20 protein-coding genes are annotated in these 22454 nt (G+C 51.8%); 12 read left to right on the top strand and 8 right to left on the bottom strand.

Going from position 1 to position 22454, the window contains the following annotated elements; genetic code table 11:
• The first annotated feature begins 66 nt into the window (after positions 1 to 66).
• The 4 genes from A7Z29_RS13525 (at position 67) to ybiJ (ending at position 3933) form a co-directional block, all read left to right on the top strand.
• Positions 67 to 2349 (top strand): catecholate siderophore receptor Fiu, encoded by a 2283-nt coding sequence (locus A7Z29_RS13525; RefSeq protein ID WP_105290363.1) that lies wholly within the window; start codon positions 67 to 69, stop codon positions 2347 to 2349.
• A gap of 41 nt (positions 2350 to 2390) precedes the next feature.
• The gene (ybiX, locus tag A7Z29_RS13520; protein WP_000990155.1) at positions 2391 to 3068 is read left to right on the top strand and encodes a PKHD-type hydroxylase YbiX; all 678 of its coding nucleotides are present in this window, start codon (positions 2391 to 2393) and stop codon (positions 3066 to 3068) included.
• 73 nt (positions 3069 to 3141) lie between these two features.
• Entirely contained in the window at positions 3142 to 3408 is a 267-nt protein-coding gene (ybiI, locus tag A7Z29_RS13515; protein ID WP_000146362.1) for a C4-type zinc finger protein YbiI, read from the top strand.
• A 264-nt stretch (positions 3409 to 3672) separates the two neighbouring features.
• Positions 3673 to 3933, top strand: coding sequence for a DUF1471 family protein YbiJ (gene ybiJ, locus A7Z29_RS13510; RefSeq protein WP_000849301.1), 261 nt, complete (start codon positions 3673 to 3675; stop codon positions 3931 to 3933).
• Between the two features lie 102 nt (positions 3934 to 4035).
• Here ybiJ and ybiE read toward each other — a convergent pair whose 3' ends face one another.
• The 5 genes from ybiE to rhlE form a co-directional block, all read right to left on the bottom strand.
• Positions 4036 to 4095 (bottom strand): protein YbiE, encoded by a 60-nt coding sequence (gene ybiE / locus A7Z29_RS23760; protein WP_211180490.1) that lies wholly within the window; start codon positions 4093 to 4095, stop codon positions 4036 to 4038.
• Between the two features lie 65 nt (positions 4096 to 4160).
• Positions 4161 to 5246: a malate/lactate/ureidoglycolate dehydrogenase gene (locus tag A7Z29_RS13505; protein ID WP_000443549.1), complete on the bottom strand. Its 1086-nt coding sequence runs from the start codon at positions 5244 to 5246 to the stop codon at positions 4161 to 4163.
• Positions 5247 to 5386: 140 nt separating this feature from the next.
• On the bottom strand, positions 5387 to 6349 hold the full coding sequence (gene ybiB / locus A7Z29_RS13500; protein ID WP_000386505.1) for a DNA-binding protein YbiB: 963 nt from the start codon (positions 6347 to 6349) through the stop codon (positions 5387 to 5389).
• A 27-nt stretch (positions 6350 to 6376) separates the two neighbouring features.
• Positions 6377 to 8527: an ATP-dependent DNA helicase DinG gene (gene dinG / locus A7Z29_RS13495; protein WP_001218651.1), complete on the bottom strand. Its 2151-nt coding sequence runs from the start codon at positions 8525 to 8527 to the stop codon at positions 6377 to 6379.
• 314 nt (positions 8528 to 8841) lie between these two features.
• Positions 8842 to 10203 carry an ATP-dependent RNA helicase RhlE gene (gene rhlE / locus A7Z29_RS13485; protein ID WP_105290362.1) on the bottom strand — a complete coding sequence of 454 codons (1362 nt, stop codon included), beginning with the start codon at positions 10201 to 10203 and terminating at the stop codon, positions 8842 to 8844.
• A 228-nt stretch (positions 10204 to 10431) separates the two neighbouring features.
• Here rhlE and cecR point away from each other — a divergent pair, with 228 nt between their 5' ends.
• From cecR to A7Z29_RS13460, 5 genes are read left to right on the top strand one after another with little or no spacing between them, the layout of a single operon-like run.
• Positions 10432 to 11103, top strand: a complete 672-nt coding sequence (cecR, locus tag A7Z29_RS13480) for a DNA-binding transcriptional regulator CecR (protein ID WP_105290361.1) — start codon at positions 10432 to 10434, stop codon at positions 11101 to 11103.
• Between the two features lie 2 nt (positions 11104 to 11105).
• A complete protein-coding gene (gene hlyD / locus A7Z29_RS13475; protein WP_024165208.1) occupies positions 11106 to 12101 on the top strand; it encodes a secretion protein HlyD in 996 nt (331 codons plus the stop codon).
• A complete protein-coding gene (locus A7Z29_RS13470) occupies positions 12094 to 13830 on the top strand; it encodes an ATP-binding cassette domain-containing protein (RefSeq protein WP_105290360.1) in 1737 nt (578 codons plus the stop codon). Before hlyD ends, A7Z29_RS13470 begins: the two co-directional genes overlap by 8 nt.
• Positions 13823 to 14956 carry an ABC transporter permease gene (locus tag A7Z29_RS13465; protein WP_000070112.1) on the top strand — a complete coding sequence of 378 codons (1134 nt, stop codon included), beginning with the start codon at positions 13823 to 13825 and terminating at the stop codon, positions 14954 to 14956. The genes A7Z29_RS13470 and A7Z29_RS13465 overlap by 8 nt, the downstream gene beginning before the upstream one ends.
• A gap of 10 nt (positions 14957 to 14966) precedes the next feature.
• On the top strand, positions 14967 to 16073 hold the full coding sequence (locus A7Z29_RS13460) for an ABC transporter permease (RefSeq protein WP_000469029.1): 1107 nt from the start codon (positions 14967 to 14969) through the stop codon (positions 16071 to 16073).
• On the opposite strand, the gene A7Z29_RS13455 is transcribed toward A7Z29_RS13460, so the two are convergent.
• Positions 16035 to 16445 (bottom strand): YbhQ family protein, encoded by a 411-nt coding sequence (locus A7Z29_RS13455; protein ID WP_000871987.1) that lies wholly within the window; start codon positions 16443 to 16445, stop codon positions 16035 to 16037. The genes A7Z29_RS13460 and A7Z29_RS13455 overlap by 39 nt on opposite strands.
• Before the next feature lie 132 nt (positions 16446 to 16577).
• On the opposite strand from A7Z29_RS13455, the gene A7Z29_RS13450 reads away from it, so the two are divergent.
• The 3 genes from A7Z29_RS13450 to A7Z29_RS13440 are packed head-to-tail and all read left to right on the top strand — an operon-like array spanning position 16578 to position 19533.
• On the top strand, positions 16578 to 17339 hold the full coding sequence (locus tag A7Z29_RS13450; RefSeq protein ID WP_001113359.1) for an endonuclease/exonuclease/phosphatase family protein: 762 nt from the start codon (positions 16578 to 16580) through the stop codon (positions 17337 to 17339).
• Positions 17336 to 18577 carry a cardiolipin synthase ClsB gene (clsB, locus tag A7Z29_RS13445; RefSeq protein WP_105290359.1) on the top strand — a complete coding sequence of 414 codons (1242 nt, stop codon included), beginning with the start codon at positions 17336 to 17338 and terminating at the stop codon, positions 18575 to 18577. Before A7Z29_RS13450 ends, clsB begins: the two co-directional genes overlap by 4 nt.
• A complete protein-coding gene (locus A7Z29_RS13440) occupies positions 18577 to 19533 on the top strand; it encodes a lysylphosphatidylglycerol synthase domain-containing protein (protein ID WP_000045485.1) in 957 nt (318 codons plus the stop codon). Before clsB ends, A7Z29_RS13440 begins: the two co-directional genes overlap by 1 nt.
• Before the next feature lie 219 nt (positions 19534 to 19752).
• Here the strand turns inward: A7Z29_RS13440 and A7Z29_RS13435 are convergent, their stop codons facing one another.
• On the bottom strand, positions 19753 to 21414 hold the full coding sequence (locus A7Z29_RS13435; protein WP_105290358.1) for a phosphoethanolamine transferase: 1662 nt from the start codon (positions 21412 to 21414) through the stop codon (positions 19753 to 19755).
• Between the two features lie 305 nt (positions 21415 to 21719).
• On the bottom strand, positions 21720 to 22424 hold the full coding sequence (locus A7Z29_RS13430; RefSeq protein ID WP_000373623.1) for a Bax inhibitor-1/YccA family protein: 705 nt from the start codon (positions 22422 to 22424) through the stop codon (positions 21720 to 21722).
• Positions 22425 to 22454 lie beyond the last annotated feature (30 nt).

The following is a 22454-nucleotide window of genomic DNA, read 5'->3' as shown; positions in this document are numbered from 1 at the left end:
GCATCCGCAGAGATGCTTTCTCGTGACAGTGAAAATTTCAACATATAAGAAAAAGTCACCTGCAAAATGGAAAACAATCGCAATTTCCCTGCCAGACAATTTCATTCGCTCACGTTCTTTGCCGGTCTTTGTATCGGTATCACGCCTGTGGCTCAGGCACTCGCTGCCGAAGGGCAAACTAACGCGGATGACACACTGGTTGTCGAGGCATCAACGCCTTCACTTTATGCACCACAACAATCTGCCGATCCGAAATTCTCACGTCCGGTAGCGGATACTACCCGCACGATGACGGTGATTTCTGAACAAGTGATTAAAGATCAGGGCGCAACCAACCTTACCGACGCGCTCAAAAACGTTCCCGGCGTGGGTGCGTTTTTTGCTGGTGAGAACGGTAACTCCACCACTGGCGACGCTATATATATGCGCGGCGCCGATACCTCTAACAGCATTTATATTGATGGCATTCGCGATATCGGCAGCGTCTCGCGCGACACCTTCAATACCGAGCAGGTCGAAGTGATTAAAGGGCCGTCCGGCACCGACTACGGGCGCAGCGCACCGACTGGCTCAATCAATATGATCAGCAAACAGCCGCGCAATGATTCAGGTATTGACGCCTCCGCCAGTATTGGTAGCGCCTGGTTCCGTCGCGGCACTCTGGACGTTAATCAGGTCATTGGCGATACTACAGCGGTACGTCTGAATATGATGGGCGAAAAAACGCACGATGCCGGGCGCGATAAAGTCAAAAATGAGCGTTACGGCGTCGCCCCTTCCGTGGCATTTGGTCTTGGTACATCGAATCGTTTGTATCTCAACTATTTACACGTTACCCAGCACAATACGCCAGACGGCGGCATTCCGACCATTGGTTTACCTGGCTATTCAGCACCTTCTGCGGGTACGGCGGCGCTGAATCATTCCGGAAAAGTTGATACACATAACTTTTATGGTACGGATTCCGATTACGACGATTCGACCACCGATACTGCCACCATGCGTTTTGAGCACGACATCAGCGATAACACCACGATTCGCAATACCACACGTTGGTCGCGCGTGAAGCAGGATTATCTGATGACGGCGATTATGGGAGGGGCGTCAAATATTACCCAGCCCACCAGCAATGTGGATAGCTGGACATGGTCACGCACGGCGAATACCAAAGATGTAAGCAATAAAATCCTCACCAACCAGACTAACCTGACATCGGCATTTTATACCGGTTCAATTGGTCATGACGTCAGTACCGGCGTGGAATTTACCCGCGAAACGCAGACCAACTACGGCGTTAATCCGGTGACGTTACCGGCGGTGAATATTTATCATCCTGACAGTAGCATTCATCCTGGCGGCCTGACGCGCAATGGCGCAAACGCTAATGGTCAGACGGATACCTTCGCGATTTATGCCTTCGATACGCTGCAAATCACCCGTGATATTGAGCTAAATGGCGGAGTTCGGCTGGACAATTATCATACTGAATATGACAGTGCCACCGCCTGCGGCGGCAGCGGACGCGGTGCCATCACCTGCCCTGATGGCGTAGCGAAAGGTTCTCCGGTCACCACCGTCGACACCGCCAAGTCGGGCAATCTGGTGAACTGGAAAGCCGGGGCGCTGTATCACCTGACGGAAAACGGCAATGTCTATATTAACTATGCCGTTTCCCAGCAGCCGCCGGGCGGCAACAACTTCGCCCTTGCGCAGTCTGGCAGCGGTAACAGTGCCAACCGCACCGATTTTAAACCGCAAAAAGCCAACACCAGCGAGATTGGCACCAAATGGCAGGTTCTGGATAAACGCCTGTTGCTCACCGCCGCGCTGTTCCGTACTGATATCGAAAATGAAGTTGAGCAAAATGATGACGGGACTTATTCGCAATACGGTAAGAAACGCGTCGAAGGCTATGAGATATCCGTGGCCGGGAATATCACTCCCGCGTGGCAGGTGATTGGCGGCTATACCCAGCAAAAAGCAACCATCAAAAACGGCAAAGAAGTTGCCCAGGATGGTTCCTCATCGCTGCCGTATACCCCGGAGCACGCCTTTACCCTATGGAGCCAGTATCAGGCAACCGATGATATTTCTGTTGGTGCGGGCGCACGGTATATCGGCAGTATGCATAAAGGTTCAGACGGCGCGGTGGGAACGCCAGCATTTACCGAAAGTTATTGGGTCGCCGACGCCAAACTGGGGTATCGGGTTAATCGCAATCTCGACTTCCAGCTAAACGTCTACAACTTGTTTGATACCGATTACGTCGCCTCAATCAATAAGAGCGGCTACCGTTATCATCCGGGCGAGCCAAGAACTTTCCTGCTCACCGCCAATATGCATTTCTGATTCAGATGTGGGGTGAAAGCCCCACTTTTTGGAGAACTTATATGATGTACCACATTCCCGGCGTGTTATCGCCACAGGACGTCGCCCGCTTTCGTGCACAACTGGAACAAGCCGAATGGATTGATGGACGCGTCACCACCGGCGCACAAGGCGCGCAGGTCAAGAATAATCAACAGGTAGATACCCGCAGCGCGTTATATGCCGCATTACAAAATGAAGTGCTGAACGCGGTTAAACAACATGCTTTGTTCTTTGCCGCTGCCTTGCCGCGTACCATTTCCACACCGCTGTTTAATCGCTATCGGAACAATGAAACCTATGGTTTTCATGTGGATGGCGCAGTACGCAGTCATCCACAAAACGGCTGGATGCGCACCGATCTTTCCGCCACGCTGTTTTTGAGCGATCCACAAAGTTACGAAGGCGGCGAACTGGTCGTCAATGACACCTTCGGGCAACATCGGGTAAAACTCCCGGCTGGCGATCTGGTGTTGTATCCCTCCAGCAGCCTGCACTGTGTGACCCCCGTAACGCACGGCGTAAGGGTGGCATCATTTATGTGGATACAATCAATGATCCGCGATGATAAAAAGCGCGCCATGCTGTTCGAACTGGACAACAATATTCAGTCACTCAAAAGCCGCTACGGCGAAGGAGAAGAGATCCTGTCGCTACTCAATCTTTATCATAATCTGCTGCGGGAATGGTCGGAGATCTGACGCTTGAACTGCCCAGGTTCATCCCTGGATTAGCTACACTTAACAGTACAAGCATTGATATGAGGAGGACGATATGGCATCCGGTTGGGCTAACGATGACGCCGTCAACGAACAGATCAACAGTACAATTGAAGATGCGATTGCCCGCGCCAGGGGTGAAATTCCGCGTGGCGAAAGCCTGTATGAATGTGAAGAGTGCGGTGCCCCCATCCCGCAGGCTCGTCGGGAAGCCATTCCTGGCGTGCGCTTATGCATTCATTGTCAGCAGGAGAAAGATTTACAAAAACCATCTTATACAGGATATAATCGCAGAGGTTCGAAAGACAGCCAGTTACGTTAACTACAACTGGCGGGATGTTTAGCGTGTATAATTTGTATTTTGCGTGGCATTCCGTGCCTTTAACGCAGCCGTAACTGCCACATGTTACAAAATTGGTTCATACATACGATAAATGAATGGATTATCAGCATGTTAGATATCAATCAATTTATTTGAACAAGGCGGTCAATTCTCTTCGATTTTATCTCTCGTAAAAAAACGTGATACTCATCACATCGACGAAACAACGTCACTTATACAAAAATCACCTGCGAGAGATTAATTATGAAAACTATCAATACTGTTGTTGCTGCTATGGCTCTTTCAACTCTGTCATTTGGCGTGTTCGCGGCGGAACCGGTAACGGCATCCCAGGCACAGAACATGAATAAAATCGGCGTGGTTTCTGCCGATGGCGCATCCACCCTCGATGCCCTGGAAGCAAAACTGGCTGAGAAAGCGGCAGCAGCCGGTGCTAGTGGATACAGCATTACTTCCGCCACCAACAACAATAAATTAAGCGGTACTGCGGTAATTTATAAGTAATTCGTAGGACGGATAAGGCGTTTACGCCGCATCCGGCAACAGATGCCTGATGCGACGCTACCGCGTCTTATCAGGCCTACAAAATCCGAACCGTTGGACGGATCAGGCGTTTACGCTACGTCCAGCACAAGTATTTCCCTGTCTGTTTGCCGACAGACGCATGTGCTCCAACCCTCATTGATCCTATGTTACCCTTGTTTGCCCGTCCGTCACTGGACGGGCTTTTTTTAGCTGACTGATTGCTGGCAGAAAGTCTGCAACGTCTCTTCTGATATACCAATCTGCCGCGCTGCGTCGCAAATTGCCTGCCAGCTTCCGGCATCCAACGGGATCCCCATCTCCTGCCGTTCGCGACGCGTGTTCACTTCCCACTCACCCGGCAGCAAAATCGGTTTATCGTCATCATGCGGCGAGGCTTTCACCCACTCGGCAAAGGCTTCGGACTGCGTTGCACAATCTGGCGCACCGAACAGCTCCGGGTTAATGATAATGGTCGTCATGCAGTTAAAACCGGCATCGGGGCTGTGCTGCAATGTTTCCTGATAAGTAGTTTTGCCGCCAGAAAGTGCACCACCGAGAATTTCGCACATCACTGCCAGGGCATAACCTTTATGTTCAGCAAAGGCCAGCAACGCTCCTAGCGGTGACTCCAGCATGACTGCCGGATCGGTCGTTGGCACGCCATTAACGTCGATCAGGCAACCAGGTGGTACGGGCACGCCTTTATGCCAGGCCACACGCGCTTTACCAAACGCAATGGTGCTGGTGGCGTAATCAAGCAACAGCGGGAAATTATCTTTTCGGGGAAAGACCACGCAGAACGGATTTGTGCCAAAGCGACTGTCACGACCACGGAACGGCGCGACAGCCTTACTCCCTACCACACTGACAAAGTGGATAGAGACAAAACCCGCCGCCGCGCACTGTTCCGCCCAATAACCAATGCGCCCGATATGATGTGAGTTACGCAACGCCACGGCAGCAATGCCGTGGTGACGTGCTTTTTCAATCCCCAGAGCCATGGCCTCATATGCAGCGACCTGACCACATGCACGATCGCCATCAAGCGTGACCACTGCCCCCGCATCTTTGACAATTTTGGCGTGATGGTTGATCTGCAAATAGCCCTGCTGCCAGGAACGCACATAATTCGGGATCATGCCAATACCATGTGAATCATGTCCTGCCAGATTTGCTGCGATTAAATGATCTGCTACTAATTTTGCTTCCTGTTCCTCGCTACCCATCTGACGAAACACAGTCAGGACAAAGTTGTGCAGCGTCCGGGCATCAAAGCGATGACCACTTTCCATGGTTAACTCCTGTTTATGTTATATGCCTGTTGTTTTTTTATGCTGCGCGCCGCACACGGGAAGGTCAATAAAGATGCTGCACTTTCATGGTGCAGTGGAGTAAAGACCGGATGACAGTCATCATCCGGCTGAGGAAGAAATTAAAAGGATTGTTTAATGCGCGCCAGACCATCGCTAATGGTTGCCACTTCGCCCGCCGCCGCCAGACAGCAAGCCATCTGGATGTTCAGTGACTCAGGAATTGGTTCGTTGCCTGCCAGGCAACGCTCAATCCACTTCGCCGTGGTTTCCGGGTCTTTTGCTTGTGGCAGTAGCTCGTTGCCAGCAGTGTCCTGTTTTTCATACAGCACCCGCATCCCTTCGCGGTCAATAAGATTTATTTGCGGGCAGCGTTGCGGATTAGCATAGACTTCGCCTTCGGTGCCGTGCATTAACAGCGCCCGTCCGCCAATATCGCTAAAGAATTTCGCGACTCGCCCGATGTATTCCGGATGCGAGACGCTGGAAAGACGCAGTGCCTCACCTTCGGCAAACGGTGTCGCCAGTTTCGCCAGGGTATGCGCACTGTTACGCACGCCCATCCGCCAGCGCATTGCCAGTTGTTTTTCCAGCGGCGGGCAAAACGCGCCTACGGGCATAAATACCGGCTGGTGCTCGTCAAGCTTCGCCTGTGCTTGTCCGGCATGTAGCGTTGGCGCAATCCCCATCAGTTGAAAAATGGTTTCGGTCAGCACGCGAGTCGGATCTTCACTCACGCCGTGAACCACCACCGGAAAACCGAGTTTATGCAGCAGAATCGCCAGCAACGGTGTCAGGTTGGCCTGTTTACGCGCACCGTTGTAACTGGGGATGACAATCGGCATCGGCTTGCCGGCGGGGGGCGTTAGCTTGATGGTGTGATTTTGCATGGCTTCGTAAAAGCCGAGCATCTCTGCTTCCCCTTCCCCTTTGATACGCAGTGCAATCAATACACCACCCAACTCAAGGTCAGGCACTTCGCCATTGAGCATATGGGCATACAGACCGCGCGCCGTATCCTGATCCAGATCGCGCGCGTGGTTTTTTCCGCGCCCGATCTCTTTGATGATTTTGCGATAGTCCATTTACGACTCCTTACCTGACTCACATCATTAACGCCGCCGACGGCGTGGGGATTTCGCTTTTTCTTTCTTTTTAACTATACCTTCAGGGACTTCCGGTTGCTCTATCGGAAATACCGGTAATGCGTCCAGTAGTCGCTTGCCATAATTTTTGGTCAACAAGCGTTTGTCGTAGATAACCACCTCGCCCCAGCAACTGTGGCTTCGAATAAGACGCCCAACCTGCTGAATCAGATTAAACGAAGCACTCGGCAGGCTTTGCACCTCAAACGGGTAGCGGTTAAGACTTTTTAGCCATTCGCCTTCGGTAATCACCACTGGACTATCGATAGGCGGAAAGGCGATTTTATGGATATGCACCTGGCTGAGCAGATCGCCTTTCAAATCAAGCCCTTCGGCAAATGACTGTAAACCTACCAGTACACTGCGTTCACCGTTAGCGACGCGTTTGCGATGCAGTTCAACTAAGCGGTAGCGCGGCTGATCTCCCTGCACTAACAGCATCAGACGTAAATCCATCACATAGTCGAGAAACCGCTGCATCGCCCGTCCGCTGGCAAACAGCACCAACATGCCGAGATGCTTTTTGCTCTCCACCTGCTCACGGAAAAAGGCGGCCATTTCGGCAATATGCTGCTCTTCGCTGTCGATAGAAGGCTCAACGCGCATCCGGGGAATAACAATTTTGCCCTGCTCACAGTGGTTGAACGGTGAATCCAGCGCCACGAAGCGATCGCCCGCTTTTTCTTTCAGCCCGCTCATCTCCTGCAAACGCGAAAAACTGTTCAACGAACGCAAGGTCGCGGAAGTGACAATAATGTGCGGAATGCTGCGCCACAGCAGCCTTTCCAGCTGATCGCTGACGCGGATCCCCACGCAGTGAAACCAGAGATGTAGCTGCCCGTCACGCTCTTCCCGCGTCGCCCATTTGGTCACTGGCGCACCGGAAGATTGCGCCAGCGAGGCCAGCCGCCAGAGTTTGCTTTGCGCCTCAAACATTCCCAGCGCGCGGTTCATCTGCAAAATAAGCCGATGCAGGCGCACAATGTCATGGCTGCCGGTTTTCTCGCTTAAATCGTTGAGGAATAGTTCTGCCAGACCACGCAACATCTCTGTCAGTTTCGCCAGCCGCTGGCAGATCTCCAGCACTTCATCAGGCAGTTCGCCCATCGCAAACCGGTGCTCTGCCTCCTGCCCGGCAGGCATATAGAGATTGAGAATGTTGTTTAAAGAGGCGATAAGCTCATACAACTCTTCACAATGCGCATTCAAACGTTCAGGGATCGCCAACGGCGGGATCGTCTTCGGGCGAAACTGCTCCATGCAGGTGGCGACCAGTTTCGTGAACAAGTCAAGTTGCAGCCGATACCAGGGCGCGGTGATTTCGGCGCTCATCTCCAGCGCATCCCGTGCTACATCCGGCAGGTGATGCCCTTCATCCAGCACCAGCAGCAAGTTTTTCGGGTCTGGCAATACCGCTTCGCTTTCCATCGCCGCCATCACCAGCGCATGGTTTGCCACCACCACTTCCGCTTCCTGAATCTCCCGACGAGCCACAAAAAACGGGCATTCGCGGTAGTAGTAACAGTTGCGGTTCAGGCAACTGGCTTTGTCGGTACTCAAACGGCGCCAGAGATCGTCATCAATAGCGATATCCGTATGATCGCGCAGGCCATCCCATTTATAAGTGTCGAGATCGCCCTTCAGCTTTGCACAGCGTTTTTGCTCTTCCTGATTATTTGGCGTCAGTTCGTCGTCAAGAAAAGCGAGCAGATCCTGTTGCGTGGGTTCAGTGCTGGCGAGCGCCGTCAGGTTACGCGGGCAAACGTAGCGCCCACGCCCGAAAGCGGCGGTAAATTTGAGATCGGGAATGATCTTTTTCAGCAAAGGTAAATCTTTGCTGTAGATCTGATCCTGCAACGCCACGTTGGCGGTACTGACCACCAGCGTTTTTTGCTCTTCGCGGGCAATGGCGATGCCAGGAATCAAATAGGAGAGCGTTTTCCCAACGCCGGTGGGGGCTTCAATCGCCAGATGCCGCCCTTCTTCTCCGGCCAGCGTTTTGGCGACGTCCGCAATCATCTGCCGCTGCGGCGCACGGGGAATAAAGTCGGGGATCTGTTCCTGAAGCGCCTTATACCAGGCGGCAATTTGCGCTTTAAGCGCGGCGGTTAATGCCATGAGAAAACCTGAAATACTGTATAAACAGCCAATATTGTGGCATTTTTCGGTTTTCAGGGGTAATGGTTTTTCTGTTTCTGGAAAGCGGCTCGCAATAACGTTTTCCGGATGTGGGGATTTCCCGCATCGGGAGAAACATCATTGTCAGCAATCTTATGCCGGGCATAGCCCGGCATAAGATTGCTGACAAACTGGCTTAATAGCCAAAAACAGGTACGGTTTTCCCCCCTCAGCCTTTTAGGGAGAGGGGACTGTCCAGGCACTTTTGGGACTTTGTCATCAGTCTGCTGCCGGGCATAGCCCGGCATAAAAGATTACTGCGCAGCGGCAGGTTTACGCGGACGGCGGCGACGTTGTTGTTCGCCTGCCGGTTTGGCATCGCCGAGACGACGAGATGGTTTTTCTGCGGGTTTCGCGTTACCAGACTTCGCTCCACCTTCAGCGCGGCGTGGTTGCTGTTGACCGCGACCACCGCCTTGTCCACGACCGCCGCCACGTTGCTGGCGACCGTTCTGGATTGGTTCGGCTTTGATTGACGGGTCCGGCTCATAGCCCGGAATCGCAATGCGCGGGATCTCTTTTTTCAGCAGTTTTTCGATATCACGCAGCAGTTTGTGTTCATCAACACACACCAGCGACAACGCTTCACCGGTAGCAGCCGCACGACCGGTACGCCCGATACGGTGGACATAATCTTCCGGTACGTTTGGCAGTTCATAGTTGACGACGTGCGGCAACTCTTCGATATCCAGACCGCGCGCAGCGATGTCAGTTGCCACCAGTACACGAATATCGCCCGATTTAAAATCAGCCAGCGCACGAGTACGCGCACCTTGCGATTTATTACCGTGGATCGCCGCACTTCGGATGCCATCTTTATTAAGCTGTTCAGCGAGATGGTTAGCGCCATGTTTGGTACGGGTAAACACCAGCACCTGCTGCCAGTTCCCTTTCCCAATCATGTGCGACAGCAATTCGCGTTTGCGTTTCTTATCAACAAAGTGAACATGCTGGGTCACCTGATCAGACGCGGTATTGCGGCGTGCCACTTCGATTTCCAGCGGGTTGTGCAACAGTTTTTCCGCCAGGGCTTTAATATCGTCAGAGAAGGTCGCGGAGAACAACAGATTCTGGCGCTTCGCAGGTAGTTTTGTTAACACGCGACGGATATCGTGGATAAAGCCCATGTCGAGCATGCGGTCAGCTTCATCGAGGACGAGGATTTCAACCTGATCCAGCTTCACTGCATTCTGATGTTCCAGGTCCAGCAAACGTCCCGGCGTTGCCACTAGCACATCAACGCCGCCACGCAGCTTCATCATCTGCGGGTTAATGCTGACGCCACCAAACACCACCAGCGAACGAATGTTCAGGTATTTGCTGTAATCACGGACGTTTTCACCAATCTGCGCCGCCAGTTCACGGGTCGGGGTAAGAATGAGCGCGCGCACCGGACGACGCCCTTTGGCGTGCGGCTCGCGGGAAATCAGGTGTTGCAACAGCGGTAACGTAAAGCCCGCTGTTTTGCCGGTGCCGGTCTGGGCACTGGCCATCAGGTCGCGGCCTTCCAGCACCGCAGGGATCGCCTGCTGCTGAATAGGGGTGGGTTCACGGTAACCTTGCTCGGCAACGGCGCGCAGGATATCAGGGCTTAAACCCAAAGAATCGAAAGACATAACTACTCCGAACCGCCCCGACCGTTACCGGTGTAGTTTTCAGGGAGATACTGAAAAGGAAAATGACAAAAACCACAATGTCATGAGGGAGCGGAGTGTAGCAGTTTTTGTGACGCAGCGCATAAATTATCCCTGTGACTGACGTTGCTCAAATTCTTAGCCATACTGGACAACGCGAAAAATGAGTCATAATCTTAATCAATCATTTGATTAAGAATGGGCTGTGCTATGAATAGTCCTGCCATGACAACCAAAGGTGAACAGGCGAAAAAGCAGCTGATTGCTGCTGCACTGGCGCAGTTTGGTGAGTATGGAATGAACGCCACCACCCGCGATATCGCCGCCCTGGCCGGGCAGAATATCGCTGCTATTACCTATTACTTCGGTTCGAAAGAAGATTTATATCTCGCCTGCGCCCAGTGGATTGCCGATTTTATTGGCGAGCAGTTCCGTCCGCACGCCGAAGAAGCCGAACGCTTGTTCGCACAACCACAGCCTGATCGAGCAGCTATCCGTGAACTGATCCTTCGCGCCTGCAGGAACATGATTAAGCTGCTCACCCAGGATGACACCGTCAACCTCAGTAAGTTTATCTCCCGTGAGCAGCTCTCTCCTACGGCGGCCTACCATCTGGTGCACGAACAGGTGATTAGCCCGTTACACAGCCATCTTACGCGTCTGATCGCCGCCTGGACCGGTTGTGATGCCAACGATACCCGTATGATCCTCCATACCCATGCATTACTTGGCGAGATTCTGGCGTTTCGTCTCGGCAAAGAAACGATTCTGTTACGTACCGGCTGGACTGCGTTCGATGAAGAAAAGACCGAACTGATTAACCAGACGGTAACCTGTCATATCGACCTGATTTTGCAAGGATTATCGCAAAGGAGTTTGTAGTGATGAAAAAACCTGTCGTGATTGGACTGGTGGTTGTGGTACTTGCCGCCGTGGTTGCCGGAGGCTACTGGTGGTATCAAAGCCGCCAGGATAACGGCCTGACGCTGTATGGCAATGTGGATATTCGCACCGTGAATCTAAGCTTCCGTGTCGGTGGTCGTGTTGAGTCGCTGGCGGTGGACGAAGGTGATGCGATCAAAGCGGGCCAGGTTCTGGGCGAACTGGATCATAAGCCGTATGAGATTGCCCTGATGCAGGCGAAAGCAGGCGTTTCGGTGGCACAGGCGCAGTACGACCTGATGCTTGCCGGGTATCGCGATGAAGAAATCGCTCAGGCCGCCGCAGCCGTAAAACAGGCGCAGGCCGCCTATGACTATGCGCAGAACTTCTACAACCGCCAGCAAGGGTTGTGGAAAAGCCGCACCATTTCGGCAAATGACCTGGAAAATGCCCGCTCCTCGCGCGACCAGGCGCAGGCAACGCTGAAATCAGCACAGGATAAATTACGTCAGTACCGTTCCGGTAACCGTGAACAGGATATCGCCCAGGCAAAAGCCAGCCTCGAACAGGCACAGGCGCAACTGGCGCAGGCGGAGCTGAATTTGCAGGATTCGACGCTGGTCGCACCGTCTGATGGCACGCTGTTAACCCGCGCAGTAGAGCCTGGCACGGTACTCAATGAAGGCGGCACGGTGTTTACCGTTTCACTAACTCGTCCGGTGTGGGTGCGTGCCTATGTTGACGAACGGAATCTTGACCAGGCCCAGCCGGGGCGCAAAGTGCTGCTCTATACCGATGGTCGCCCGGACAAGCCCTATCACGGGCAGATTGGTTTCGTTTCACCAACCGCTGAATTTACCCCGAAAACCGTCGAAACGCCGGATCTGCGTACCGACCTCGTCTATCGCCTGCGTATTGTGGTGACCGACGCCGATGATGCGTTACGCCAGGGAATGCCAGTGACGGTGCAATTCGGTGACGAGGCAGGACATGAATGATGCCGTTATCACGCTGAACGGCCTGGAAAAACGCTTTCCGGGCATGGATAAGCCCGCCGTCGCGCCGCTCGACTGCACCATTCACGCTGGTTATGTGACGGGGTTGGTAGGGCCGGACGGCGCGGGCAAAACCACGCTGATGCGGATGCTGGCCGGGTTGCTGAAACCTGACAGCGGCAGGGCCACAGTTATCGGTTTTGATCCGATCAAAAACGACGCTGCGCTGCACGCGGTGCTCGGCTATATGCCGCAGAAATTCGGTCTGTATGAAGATCTCACGGTGATGGAAAACCTCAATTTGTACGCGGATTTACGCAGCGTCACCGGTGAAGCACGTAAACAGACTTTTGCTCGCCTGCTGGAGTTTACGTCTCTTGGCCCGTTTACCGGACGTCTGGCGGGCAAGCTCTCCGGTGGGATGAAACAAAAACTCGGCCTGGCCTGTACCCTGGTGGGCGAACCGAAAGTGTTGCTGCTCGATGAACCCGGCGTCGGCGTTGACCCTATCTCACGGCGCGAACTGTGGCAGATGGTGCATGAGCTGGCGGGCGAAGGGATGTTAATCCTCTGGAGTACCTCGTATCTCGACGAAGCCGAGCAGTGCCGTGACGTGCTGCTGATGAACGAAGGCGAGTTGCTGTATCAGGGGGAACCAAAAGCCCTGACACAAACCATGGCCGGACGCAGCTTTCTGATGACCAGTCCACACGAGGGCAACCGCAAACTGTTGCAACGGGCATTGAAACTGCCACAGGTCAGCGACGGCATGATTCAGGGGAAATCGGTACGTCTGATCCTCAAAAAAGAGGCCACACCAGACGATATTCGCCATGCCGACGGGATACCGGAAATCAACATCAACGAAACTACGCCGCGTTTTGAAGATGCGTTTATTGATTTGCTGGGCGGTGCCGGAACCTCAGAATCGCCGCTGGGTGCAATATTGCATACGGTGGAAGGTACACCTGGCGAGACGGTGATCGAAGCGAAAGAACTGACCAAGAAATTTGGTGATTTTGCCGCCACCGATCACGTCAACTTTGCCGTTAAACGCGGGGAGATTTTTGGTTTGCTGGGGCCAAACGGCGCGGGCAAATCGACCACCTTTAAGATGATGTGCGGTTTGCTGGTGCCGACCTCTGGTCAGGCGCTGGTGCTGGGCATGGATCTGAAAGAGAGTTCTGGGAAAGCGCGCCAGCATCTCGGCTATATGGCGCAAAAGTTTTCGCTCTACGGCAACCTGACGGTCGAACAGAATTTACGCTTTTTCTCTGGTGTGTATGGCTTACGCGGTCGGGCGCAGAACGAAAAAATCTCCCGTATGAGCGAGGCATTTGGCCTGAAAAGTATCGCTTCCCACGCGACCGATGAACTGCCATTAGGTTTTAAACAGCGGCTGGCGCTGGCCTGCTCGCTAATGCACGAACCGGACATTCTGTTTCTTGATGAACCGACCTCCGGCGTCGCTCCCCTCACCCGCCGCGAGTTCTGGCTGCATATCAACAGCATGGTAGAGAAAGGCGTCACGGTGATGGTCACCACCCACTTTATGGATGAAGCGGAATATTGCGACCGCATCGGGCTGGTATATCGCGGGAAGCTGATTGCCAGCGGTACACCGGACGATTTGAAAGCGCAGTCGGCTAACGATGAGCAACCCGATCCCACTATGGAGCAAGCCTTTATTCAATTGATCCACGACTGGGATAAGGAGCATGGCAATGAGTAATCCGATCCTTTCCTGGCGTCGCGTGCGGGCGCTGTGCGTCAAAGAGACGCGGCAGATCATTCGCGATCCAAGTAGCTGGCTGATTGCGGTGGTGATCCCGCTGTTGCTGCTGTTTATTTTTGGTTACGGCATTAACCTCGACTCCAGCAAGCTGCGCGTCGGGATTTTGCTGGAGCAGCGTAGCGAAGCGGCGCTGGATTTCACCCACACTATGACCGGCTCGCCCTATATTGACGCCACCATCAGCGATAACCGTCAGGAACTGATCGCCAAAATGCAGGCGGGGAAAATTCGTGGTCTGGTGGTGATTCCCGTGGATTTCGCCGAACAGATGGAGCGCGCCAACGCCACCGCGCCGATTCAGGTGATCACCGACGGCAGTGAGCCGAATACCGCTAACTTTGTGCAGGGGTATGTCGAAGGGATCTGGCAGATCTGGCAAATGCAGCGGGCAGAGGACAATGGGCAGACGTTTGAACCACTTATCGACGTCCAGACACGCTACTGGTTTAACCCGGCGGCGATAAGCCAGCACTTTATTATCCCCGGTGCGGTAACCATTATCATGACGGTCATCGGCGCGATCCTCACCTCGCTGGTGGTGGCGCGGGAGTGGGAGCGCGGCACTATGGAGGCTTTGCTCTCTACGGAGATTACCCGCACGGAACTGCTGCTGTGTAAGCTGATCCCCTATTATTTCCTCGGTATGCTGGCGATGCTGCTCTGTATGCTGGTGTCGGTGTTTATTCTCGGCGTGCCCTATCGCGGTTCGCTGCTGATCCTGTTTTTTATCACCAGCCTGTTTTTACTCAGTACGCTGGGGATGGGGCTGCTGATTTCTACGATTACCCGCAACCAGTTCAACGCCGCTCAGGTGGCACTGAACGCCGCTTTCCTGCCGTCGATTATGCTTTCCGGCTTTATATTTCAGATAGACAGTATGCCAGCGGTGATCCGCGCGGTGACGTACATTATTCCCGCACGTTATTTCGTCAGCACCCTGCAAAGCCTGTTCCTCGCAGGGAATATTCCGGTAGTACTGGTGGTAAACGTGCTGTTTTTGATCGCTTCGGCGGTAATGTTTATCGGCCTGACGTGGCTGAAAACCAAACGTCGGCTGGATTAGGGAGAAGAGCATGTTTCATCGCTTATGGACGTTAATCCGCAAAGAATTGCAGTCGCTGCTGCGCGAACCGCAGACGCGAGCGATTCTGATTTTACCCGTGCTTATTCAGGTGATCCTGTTCCCGTTTGCCGCCACGCTGGAAGTGACCAACGCCACCATCGCCATCTACGATGAAGATAACGGCGAGCATTCGGTGGAGCTGACCCAGCGTTTTGCCCGCGCCAGCGCCTTTACCCATGTGCTGCTGTTGAAAAGTCCGCAGGAGATCCGCCCAACTATCGATACGCAAAAGGCGCTACTGCTGGTGCGTTTCCCGGCTGACTTCTCACGCAAACTGGATACTTTCCAGACCGCACCGTTGCAGTTAATTCTCGACGGGCGTAACTCCAACAGTGCGCAAATTGCCGCCAACTACCTGCAACAGATCGTCAAAAATTATCAGCAGGAGCTGCTGGAAGGAAAACCGAAACCCAACAACAGCGAGCTGGTGGTACGCAACTGGTATAACCCGAATCTCGACTACAAATGGTTTGTGGTGCCGTCGCTGATCGCCATGATCACCACTATCGGCGTAATGATCGTCACTTCACTTTCCGTCGCCCGCGAACGTGAACAAGGTACGCTCGATCAGCTGCTGGTTTCGCCGCTCACCACCTGGCAGATATTCATCGGCAAAGCCGTACCGGCATTAATTGTCGCCACCTTCCAGGCCACCATTGTGCTGGCGATTGGTATCTGGGCGTATCAAATCCCCTTCGCCGGATCGCTGGCGCTGTTCTACTTTACGATGGTGATTTACGGTTTGTCACTGGTGGGATTCGGTCTGCTGATTTCATCACTCTGTGCAACGCAACAGCAGGCGTTTATCGGCGTATTCGTCTTTATGATGCCCGCCATTCTGCTTTCCGGTTACGTTTCGCCGGTGGAAAACATGCCGGTGTGGCTGCAAAACCTGACGTGGATTAACCCTATCCGCCACTTTACGGACATTACCAAGCAGATTTATTTGAAGGATGCGAGTCTGGATATTGTGTGGAACAGTTTGTGGCCGCTACTGGTGATAACGGCCACGACAGGGTCAGCGGCGTACGCGATGTTTAGACGCAAGGTGATGTAACTTTTTATCTTTCGCCAGTAACGACACCACCGCCGGGCCGGCAAGGATCGCCAGCCCTGCAATTGCCAGCAAATAGTTGTTTTCCAGTACGCGGGACAACAGCCACAGCACAATCAGCGCTGCGCCAAAATACCAGGTGGTGGTCAGCTCTTCCAGTACGTCTGCCACCTCGCGCCAGCGTTGTTCGGGGTGGCGCTGAAACACCAGCATCATCACTACCGTTACGCAATACAGCACGCACAATCCCACGCCGACGTGAACCAGGGTTTTACTCATCCAGCCCACCACCAGCAGCGCCACTACCAGTAAATGCAACATAATCTGCCAGCAACTTAGGCCAGTTGCGACACGAACACGTTGTTGCCACTTCATGGCTTCTCTCCTGAAGAATTTATCTCTACTAACTCAGAGTACCGAACTTTACGGAAAATTCCGTAAGACCGCACCTTTTTGTGACGCCGACTACACTATTTCAATGAGATAAGAGGCAAAGACAGGAAAATTATGCCCGATCAAACACAACAATTTTCGTTCAAGGTACTCACCATCAATATTCACAAAGGCTTTACCGCGTTTAACCGACGCTTCATTTTGCCGGAACTTCGCGACGCCGTGCGCACCGTCAGCGCCGATATTGTTTGCCTGCAGGAAGTGATGGGCGCGCACGAAGTTCATCCGCTGCATGTGGAAAACTGGCCCGATACCTCGCACTACGAGTTTCTTGCCGACACCATGTGGAGCGATTTTGCCTACGGTCGCAATGCTGTGTATCCAGAAGGGCATCACGGAAACGCGGTGCTGTCACGCTATCCCATTGAACATTATGAAAATCGTGATGTTTCTGTCGATGGAGCGGAAAAACGTGGCGTACTGTATTGCCGCATTGTGCCACCGGTGACCGGGAAAGCGATTCATGTGATGTGCGTGCATCTTGGCCTGCGTGAGGCGCACCGTCAGGCGCAGCTTGCGATGCTCGCCGAATGGGTGAACCAGCTTCCGCCCGACGAACCCGTTTTAGTGGCGGGTGATTTCAACGACTGGCGGCAAAAAGCCAATCATCCCTTAAAAGTACAGGCCGGGTTGGATGAGATATTTACCCGCGCCCACGGACGCCCGGCGCGCACGTTTCCAGTGCAATTTCCTCTACTACGTCTGGACAGGATCTATGTCAAAAATGCCAGCGCCAGCGCGCCAACCGCGTTGCCGCTGCGGACATGGCGACACCTTTCTGATCATGCCCCTTTGAGTGCGGAGATTCATTTATGAAATGTAGCTGGCGCGAAGGCAATAAGATCCAGTTGCTGGAGAACGGCGAGCAATATTATCCCGCTGTATTTAAAGCGATTGGTGAGGCGCAAGAACGCATTATTCTTGAAACGTTTATCTGGTTCGAGGATGACGTCGGTAAACAATTACACGCAGCATTGCTGGACGCTGCACGACGCGGGGTTAAAGCGGAAGTCTTGCTGGATGGCTACGGTTCGCCGGATCTCAGCGATGAGTTTGTCAATGAACTGACGGCGGCTGGCGTGGTGTTTCGTTATTACGATCCCCGCCCTCGCCTGTTCGGTATGCGCACCAATGTGTTTCGCCGGATGCATCGCAAAATTGTGGTGATCGACGCACGTATCGCCTTTATTGGCGGGCTGAATTACTCCGCCGAGCATATGTCCAGCTACGGTCCAGAGGCTAAACAGGATTACGCGGTACGCCTCGAAGGGCCGATTGTCGAAGATATTCTCCAGTTTGAGCTGGAAAACCTGCCAGGACAGAGCGCGGCACGACGCTGGTGGCGACGTCATCACAAAGCGGAAGAGAACCGCCAGCCGGGAGAAGCGCAGGTATTGCTGGTCTGGCGCGATAACGAAGAACATCGCGATGATATCGAACGTCACTATCTGAAAATGCTCACTCAGGCGCGGCGGGAAGTGATTATCGCCAACGCCTACTTCTTCCCCGGCTATCGATTTTTACACGCCTTGCGTAAAGCGGCACGGCGCGGGGTGCGGATCAAACTGATCATTCAGGGCGAACCGGATATGCCGATTGTCAGAGTCGGTGCGCGTTTGCTGTATAACTATCTGGTTAAAGGCGGCGTTCAGGTTTTTGAGTACCGCCGCCGCCCGCTCCACGGCAAAGTGGCGTTGATGGACGATCACTGGGCGACAGTAGGGTCCAGTAACCTCGATCCGCTCAGTTTGTCGCTGAATCTTGAAGCAAACGTTATCATCCACGATCGTAATTTTAACCAGACGCTACGCGACAATCTGAATGGCATCATCGCCGCTGACTGCCAGCAGGTCGATGAGACCATGCTGCCAAAACGCACCTGGTGGAACCTGACCAAAAGCGTGCTGGCATTCCACTTTTTACGCCATTTCCCGGCACTGGTGGGCTGGCTTCCGGCGCACACGCCACGTCTGGCGCAAGTTGATCCGCCCGCGCAGCCGGCAATGGAAACTCAGGATCGGGTAGAAACTGAAAATACGGGGGTGAAACCCTGATGAGTAAATCACACCCGCGCTGGCGCTTAGTAAAGAAGATCCTCACCTGGCTGTTTTTTATCGCGGTGATTGTGTTGCTGGTGGTCTACGCCAAAAAGGTGGACTGGGAAGAGGTCTGGAAGGTCATCCGTGACTACAATCGCGTTGCGCTGCTCAGTGCGGTTGGGCTGGTGGTCGTCAGCTATCTGATTTACGGCTGCTATGACCTGCTTGCTCGCTCTTACTGCGGTCATAAACTGGCGAAGCGCCAGGTGATGCTGGTGTCGTTTATCTGCTACGCCTTCAACCTGACGCTCAGTACCTGGGTCGGCGGCATTGGTATGCGCTATCGTCTTTACTCCCGCCTGGGATTACCGGGCAGCACTATTACACGGATTTTCTCGCTGAGTATTACCACCAACTGGCTGGGCTATATTTTGCTGGCCGGGATTATTTTTACCGTGGGCGTGGTGGAACTGCCGGATCACTGGTATATCGATCAAACCACGCTGCGTATTCTCGGCATTGGTTTGCTGCTGATAATTGCAGTCTATTTATGGTTTTGCGCCTTCGCTAAACACCGCCATATGACCATCAAAGGGCAAAAGCTGGTGCTACCTTCATGGAAATTCGCCCTCGCCCAGATGCTGATTTCCAGCGTTAACTGGATGGTAATGGGAGCGATTATCTGGCTGTTACTCGGTCAAAGCGTGAACTATTTCTTTGTACTGGGCGTGTTGCTGGTTAGTAGTATTGCTGGTGTCATCGTGCATATTCCGGCGGGGATTGGTGTGCTGGAAGCGGTGTTTATCGCGCTACTGGCAGGGGAACATACATCCAAAGGAACGATTATCGCCGCCCTACTCGCTTACCGTGTCCTGTACTACTTTATCCCGCTGCTGCTGGCGCTGATCTGTTACCTGTTGCTGGAAAGTCAGGCGAAGAAGCTACGGGCGAAAAATGAAGCGGCGATGTGATGTTCAGTTAAGTTCTTTGGTTTGTGCAGATTGTTAGCAACGTGCTATTTGTTCATGGCGGATGCGGCGTGAACGCCTTACCCGCCCTACACAACTAATGCGTTTCTGCATTCTGATACGCTACAGCCCTTTAACAAAGTATGTTTTACGCCAGAGTAATGTTTGTTGTTTCCTTAGTAATCATCAGGGGACATCTGGCGATGTCCTCTCAGCATAAAATTACAGCGGATTCAGACTGGCTTCGCGATAAGAAACCTTTTTCTTCGGTGATGTAAAGGTGTCTCGCAGATCTTTATATTCAAATATTTTGGCACGGGTGCCATCAGTTACTGGAATAGAGGAGTGCGGACGATAACACTGAGATAATGGCGAATTGCAATGCTCTTCGTGGGTAGAGATGCCCAGCCAGTCAAGAATCATCGCATAGTTATTAAGCAATGAATAAACTTCTTGAATGTGTCCAAGTTTACGCGGTTGACTGGCGATAGCAGCCTGGCTATACCAGATAAATTGCGGTACATCGTAGGCTTCTTTACTGGGAGTATCTGCGGCGTGCATATAATACGATGGAATATTGGGATTTTTCTCCAGACCGTGGTCAGAAAAATAGAGTAATGAGGATTTACTTCCCTCCAGTCTTTTCATGATTTCGCCAATGATGTAATCGGTAAATCGTATGGAGTTGTTGTAGCAATCCTCGTATTTATCCCCAGTTTTAATTTTATCTGCCCATTCAGGGTAGCGTGTACAGGCAATTTCATGGCTACCATTACCATGTAGCAGTATTAATTTCTTACCCTTGACTTTTAATGCTTCATCCAACAACGGCAGAAGGCTATCATCGTATTCCTCGCTTACCCAATGTGTATTATTACTGGAACGACCAATGAGCGTAATATAGTTATTATGCTTCCCGGACATACCCACGGTACTTAACCAGGTAGTCTGATACCCCACTTTATTAGCTACGGCAATAACATTATTTGATAAGTCCGCAGTGGTAAAACTTTCTGTTGTCGCTTTACTGAGGATCATCGGAACAGAAGTTACTGTTGCCGCCGCTGGAGAAACTGCATTATCAAAGATAAGCGCCTGTGGTCCAATCTCATTTTGTACAGGCGTGGTATTGATACCAAAGCCATACAAACTCATATTACTGCGCCGTACAGACTCCCCTACGATAATAACATAATTTTCAATATCCGTTTCTTTAGCGATCAATCCCGGTAAATCCATATCAATTTGTTTTATTTCTCTGGCAAAAGAAATATCTCGATAAGCAATAATAAAATCGGCAGCGGTATAAAATGGTGTAAATCTTAACACCCTGGAGCTTAATGGAGAGTATCCTCCAAGACCATCTTTTTTCTGTTTACTCCATTGATTGTAACTAAACCATGAGATAAATATTAATAGTATCACCAGTGATGCACATTGAACCTTAGTAGACACACACTTAACGCCCATGGGTATAGAAAAATAAGTCAGCAAGAAATAAACAACACATACTGGCATCCAGGATAGATATAACCCCGACATTGCTTTCACTTCAGACCAGTGGGTTTCCATGATACTCATTGCAAAGATAATATTAAATTCACTTTGATAAATTTGCCATGTACAAAGCGCGACTATAAAATTAATGGTCAATAATAGTGACACACTCAATGCGACTATTTTCCCAACAAATAATCGATAACACCCTGTCAAACACAGGATGATTAGCAAGTTGCAGATACCGACGCGCAGGATAACTCTCAATGGCTGTAAAAAATAAACAGGCCAAAGCTGGAGTAATACAGACACAAGTAGCAATGCGATGAAAATGTATTTTTTTGACTGCCGAGGATAAGCCGTTATCGATGGTAATACGAAAGACATAGAACCCTGATCCATTTATTATATGAATATATATTTAAAAATTAATCCCATTAAAATATATTATCAGCAGATGATTGATTTTTACCCGCAAGCATTTATTTAACAGATGAATATCGCCAGCCATTAATAAAACCGTAGGATTGTACTCTATTTTCTTATAGGTATACCAGATTTATAAAAATGCATCATATGCATAGATATAATCAATGTGAATTATATCTTTATGTCTATTTTTTAAATATATACTTATTATCGAATAGATAAAAAATCCCGGTGTCGTTCCGGGATTTTTATAAGAAATGCGTTTAACGGCGGTTGCCAAAGATCCGCAGCAACATCAGGAACAGGTTGATGAAGTCCAGATACAACGTTAAGGCGCCAAGAATGGAATATTTACGCAGGTTCGACGTGTCGCGGGTATCAATCTGTTCACCCATATTTTTCAGTTTCTGAGTGTCATACGCCGTCAGTCCAACAAAGACAATCACGCCGATGTAAGTGACTGCCCACATTAATGCTTCGCTTTTCAGCCAGAAGTTCACCAGCGAGGCTATGACGATACCAATTAATGCCATAAATAGCATATTGCCGAAGCCACTTAAATCGCGTTTCGTGGTGTAACCATACAGACTCATCGCGCCGAACATCCCGGCGGTGACAACGAAGGTACTGGCAATAGAGGCGGCAGTGTAGACAATGAAAATACTGGAGAGCGTTAAGCCCGTTAGCGCCGAATAAAGCATAAAGAGCATCGTCGTTACGCCCGCGCTGAGTTTTTGAATCATCGCTGATAACACGATAACCAGAGCTAATTGCGCGATTATCAAACCGATTAAGAAGACACGGTTAGTGAATAGCAGCTCCATAACGGCAGCAGAGTTGGCTGCATACCAGGCAACAAATGCGGTCAGTAACAAACCAACTGTCATCCAGCCATAGACTTGCGCCATATAGGTTTGCAAGCCAGCACGGGGTTGTACGATTGAATCTGAACGTGGGAATCTGTCCATGACTTTCTCCTGAAGATATAAGGAATATCT

It is taken from the genome of Escherichia sp. MOD1-EC6842 (assembly GCF_002965705.1).
GTDB classification, from domain to species: Bacteria; Pseudomonadota; Gammaproteobacteria; order Enterobacterales; family Enterobacteriaceae; genus Escherichia; species Escherichia ruysiae.
This window is presented reverse-complemented; position numbering and strand designations above follow the sequence as displayed.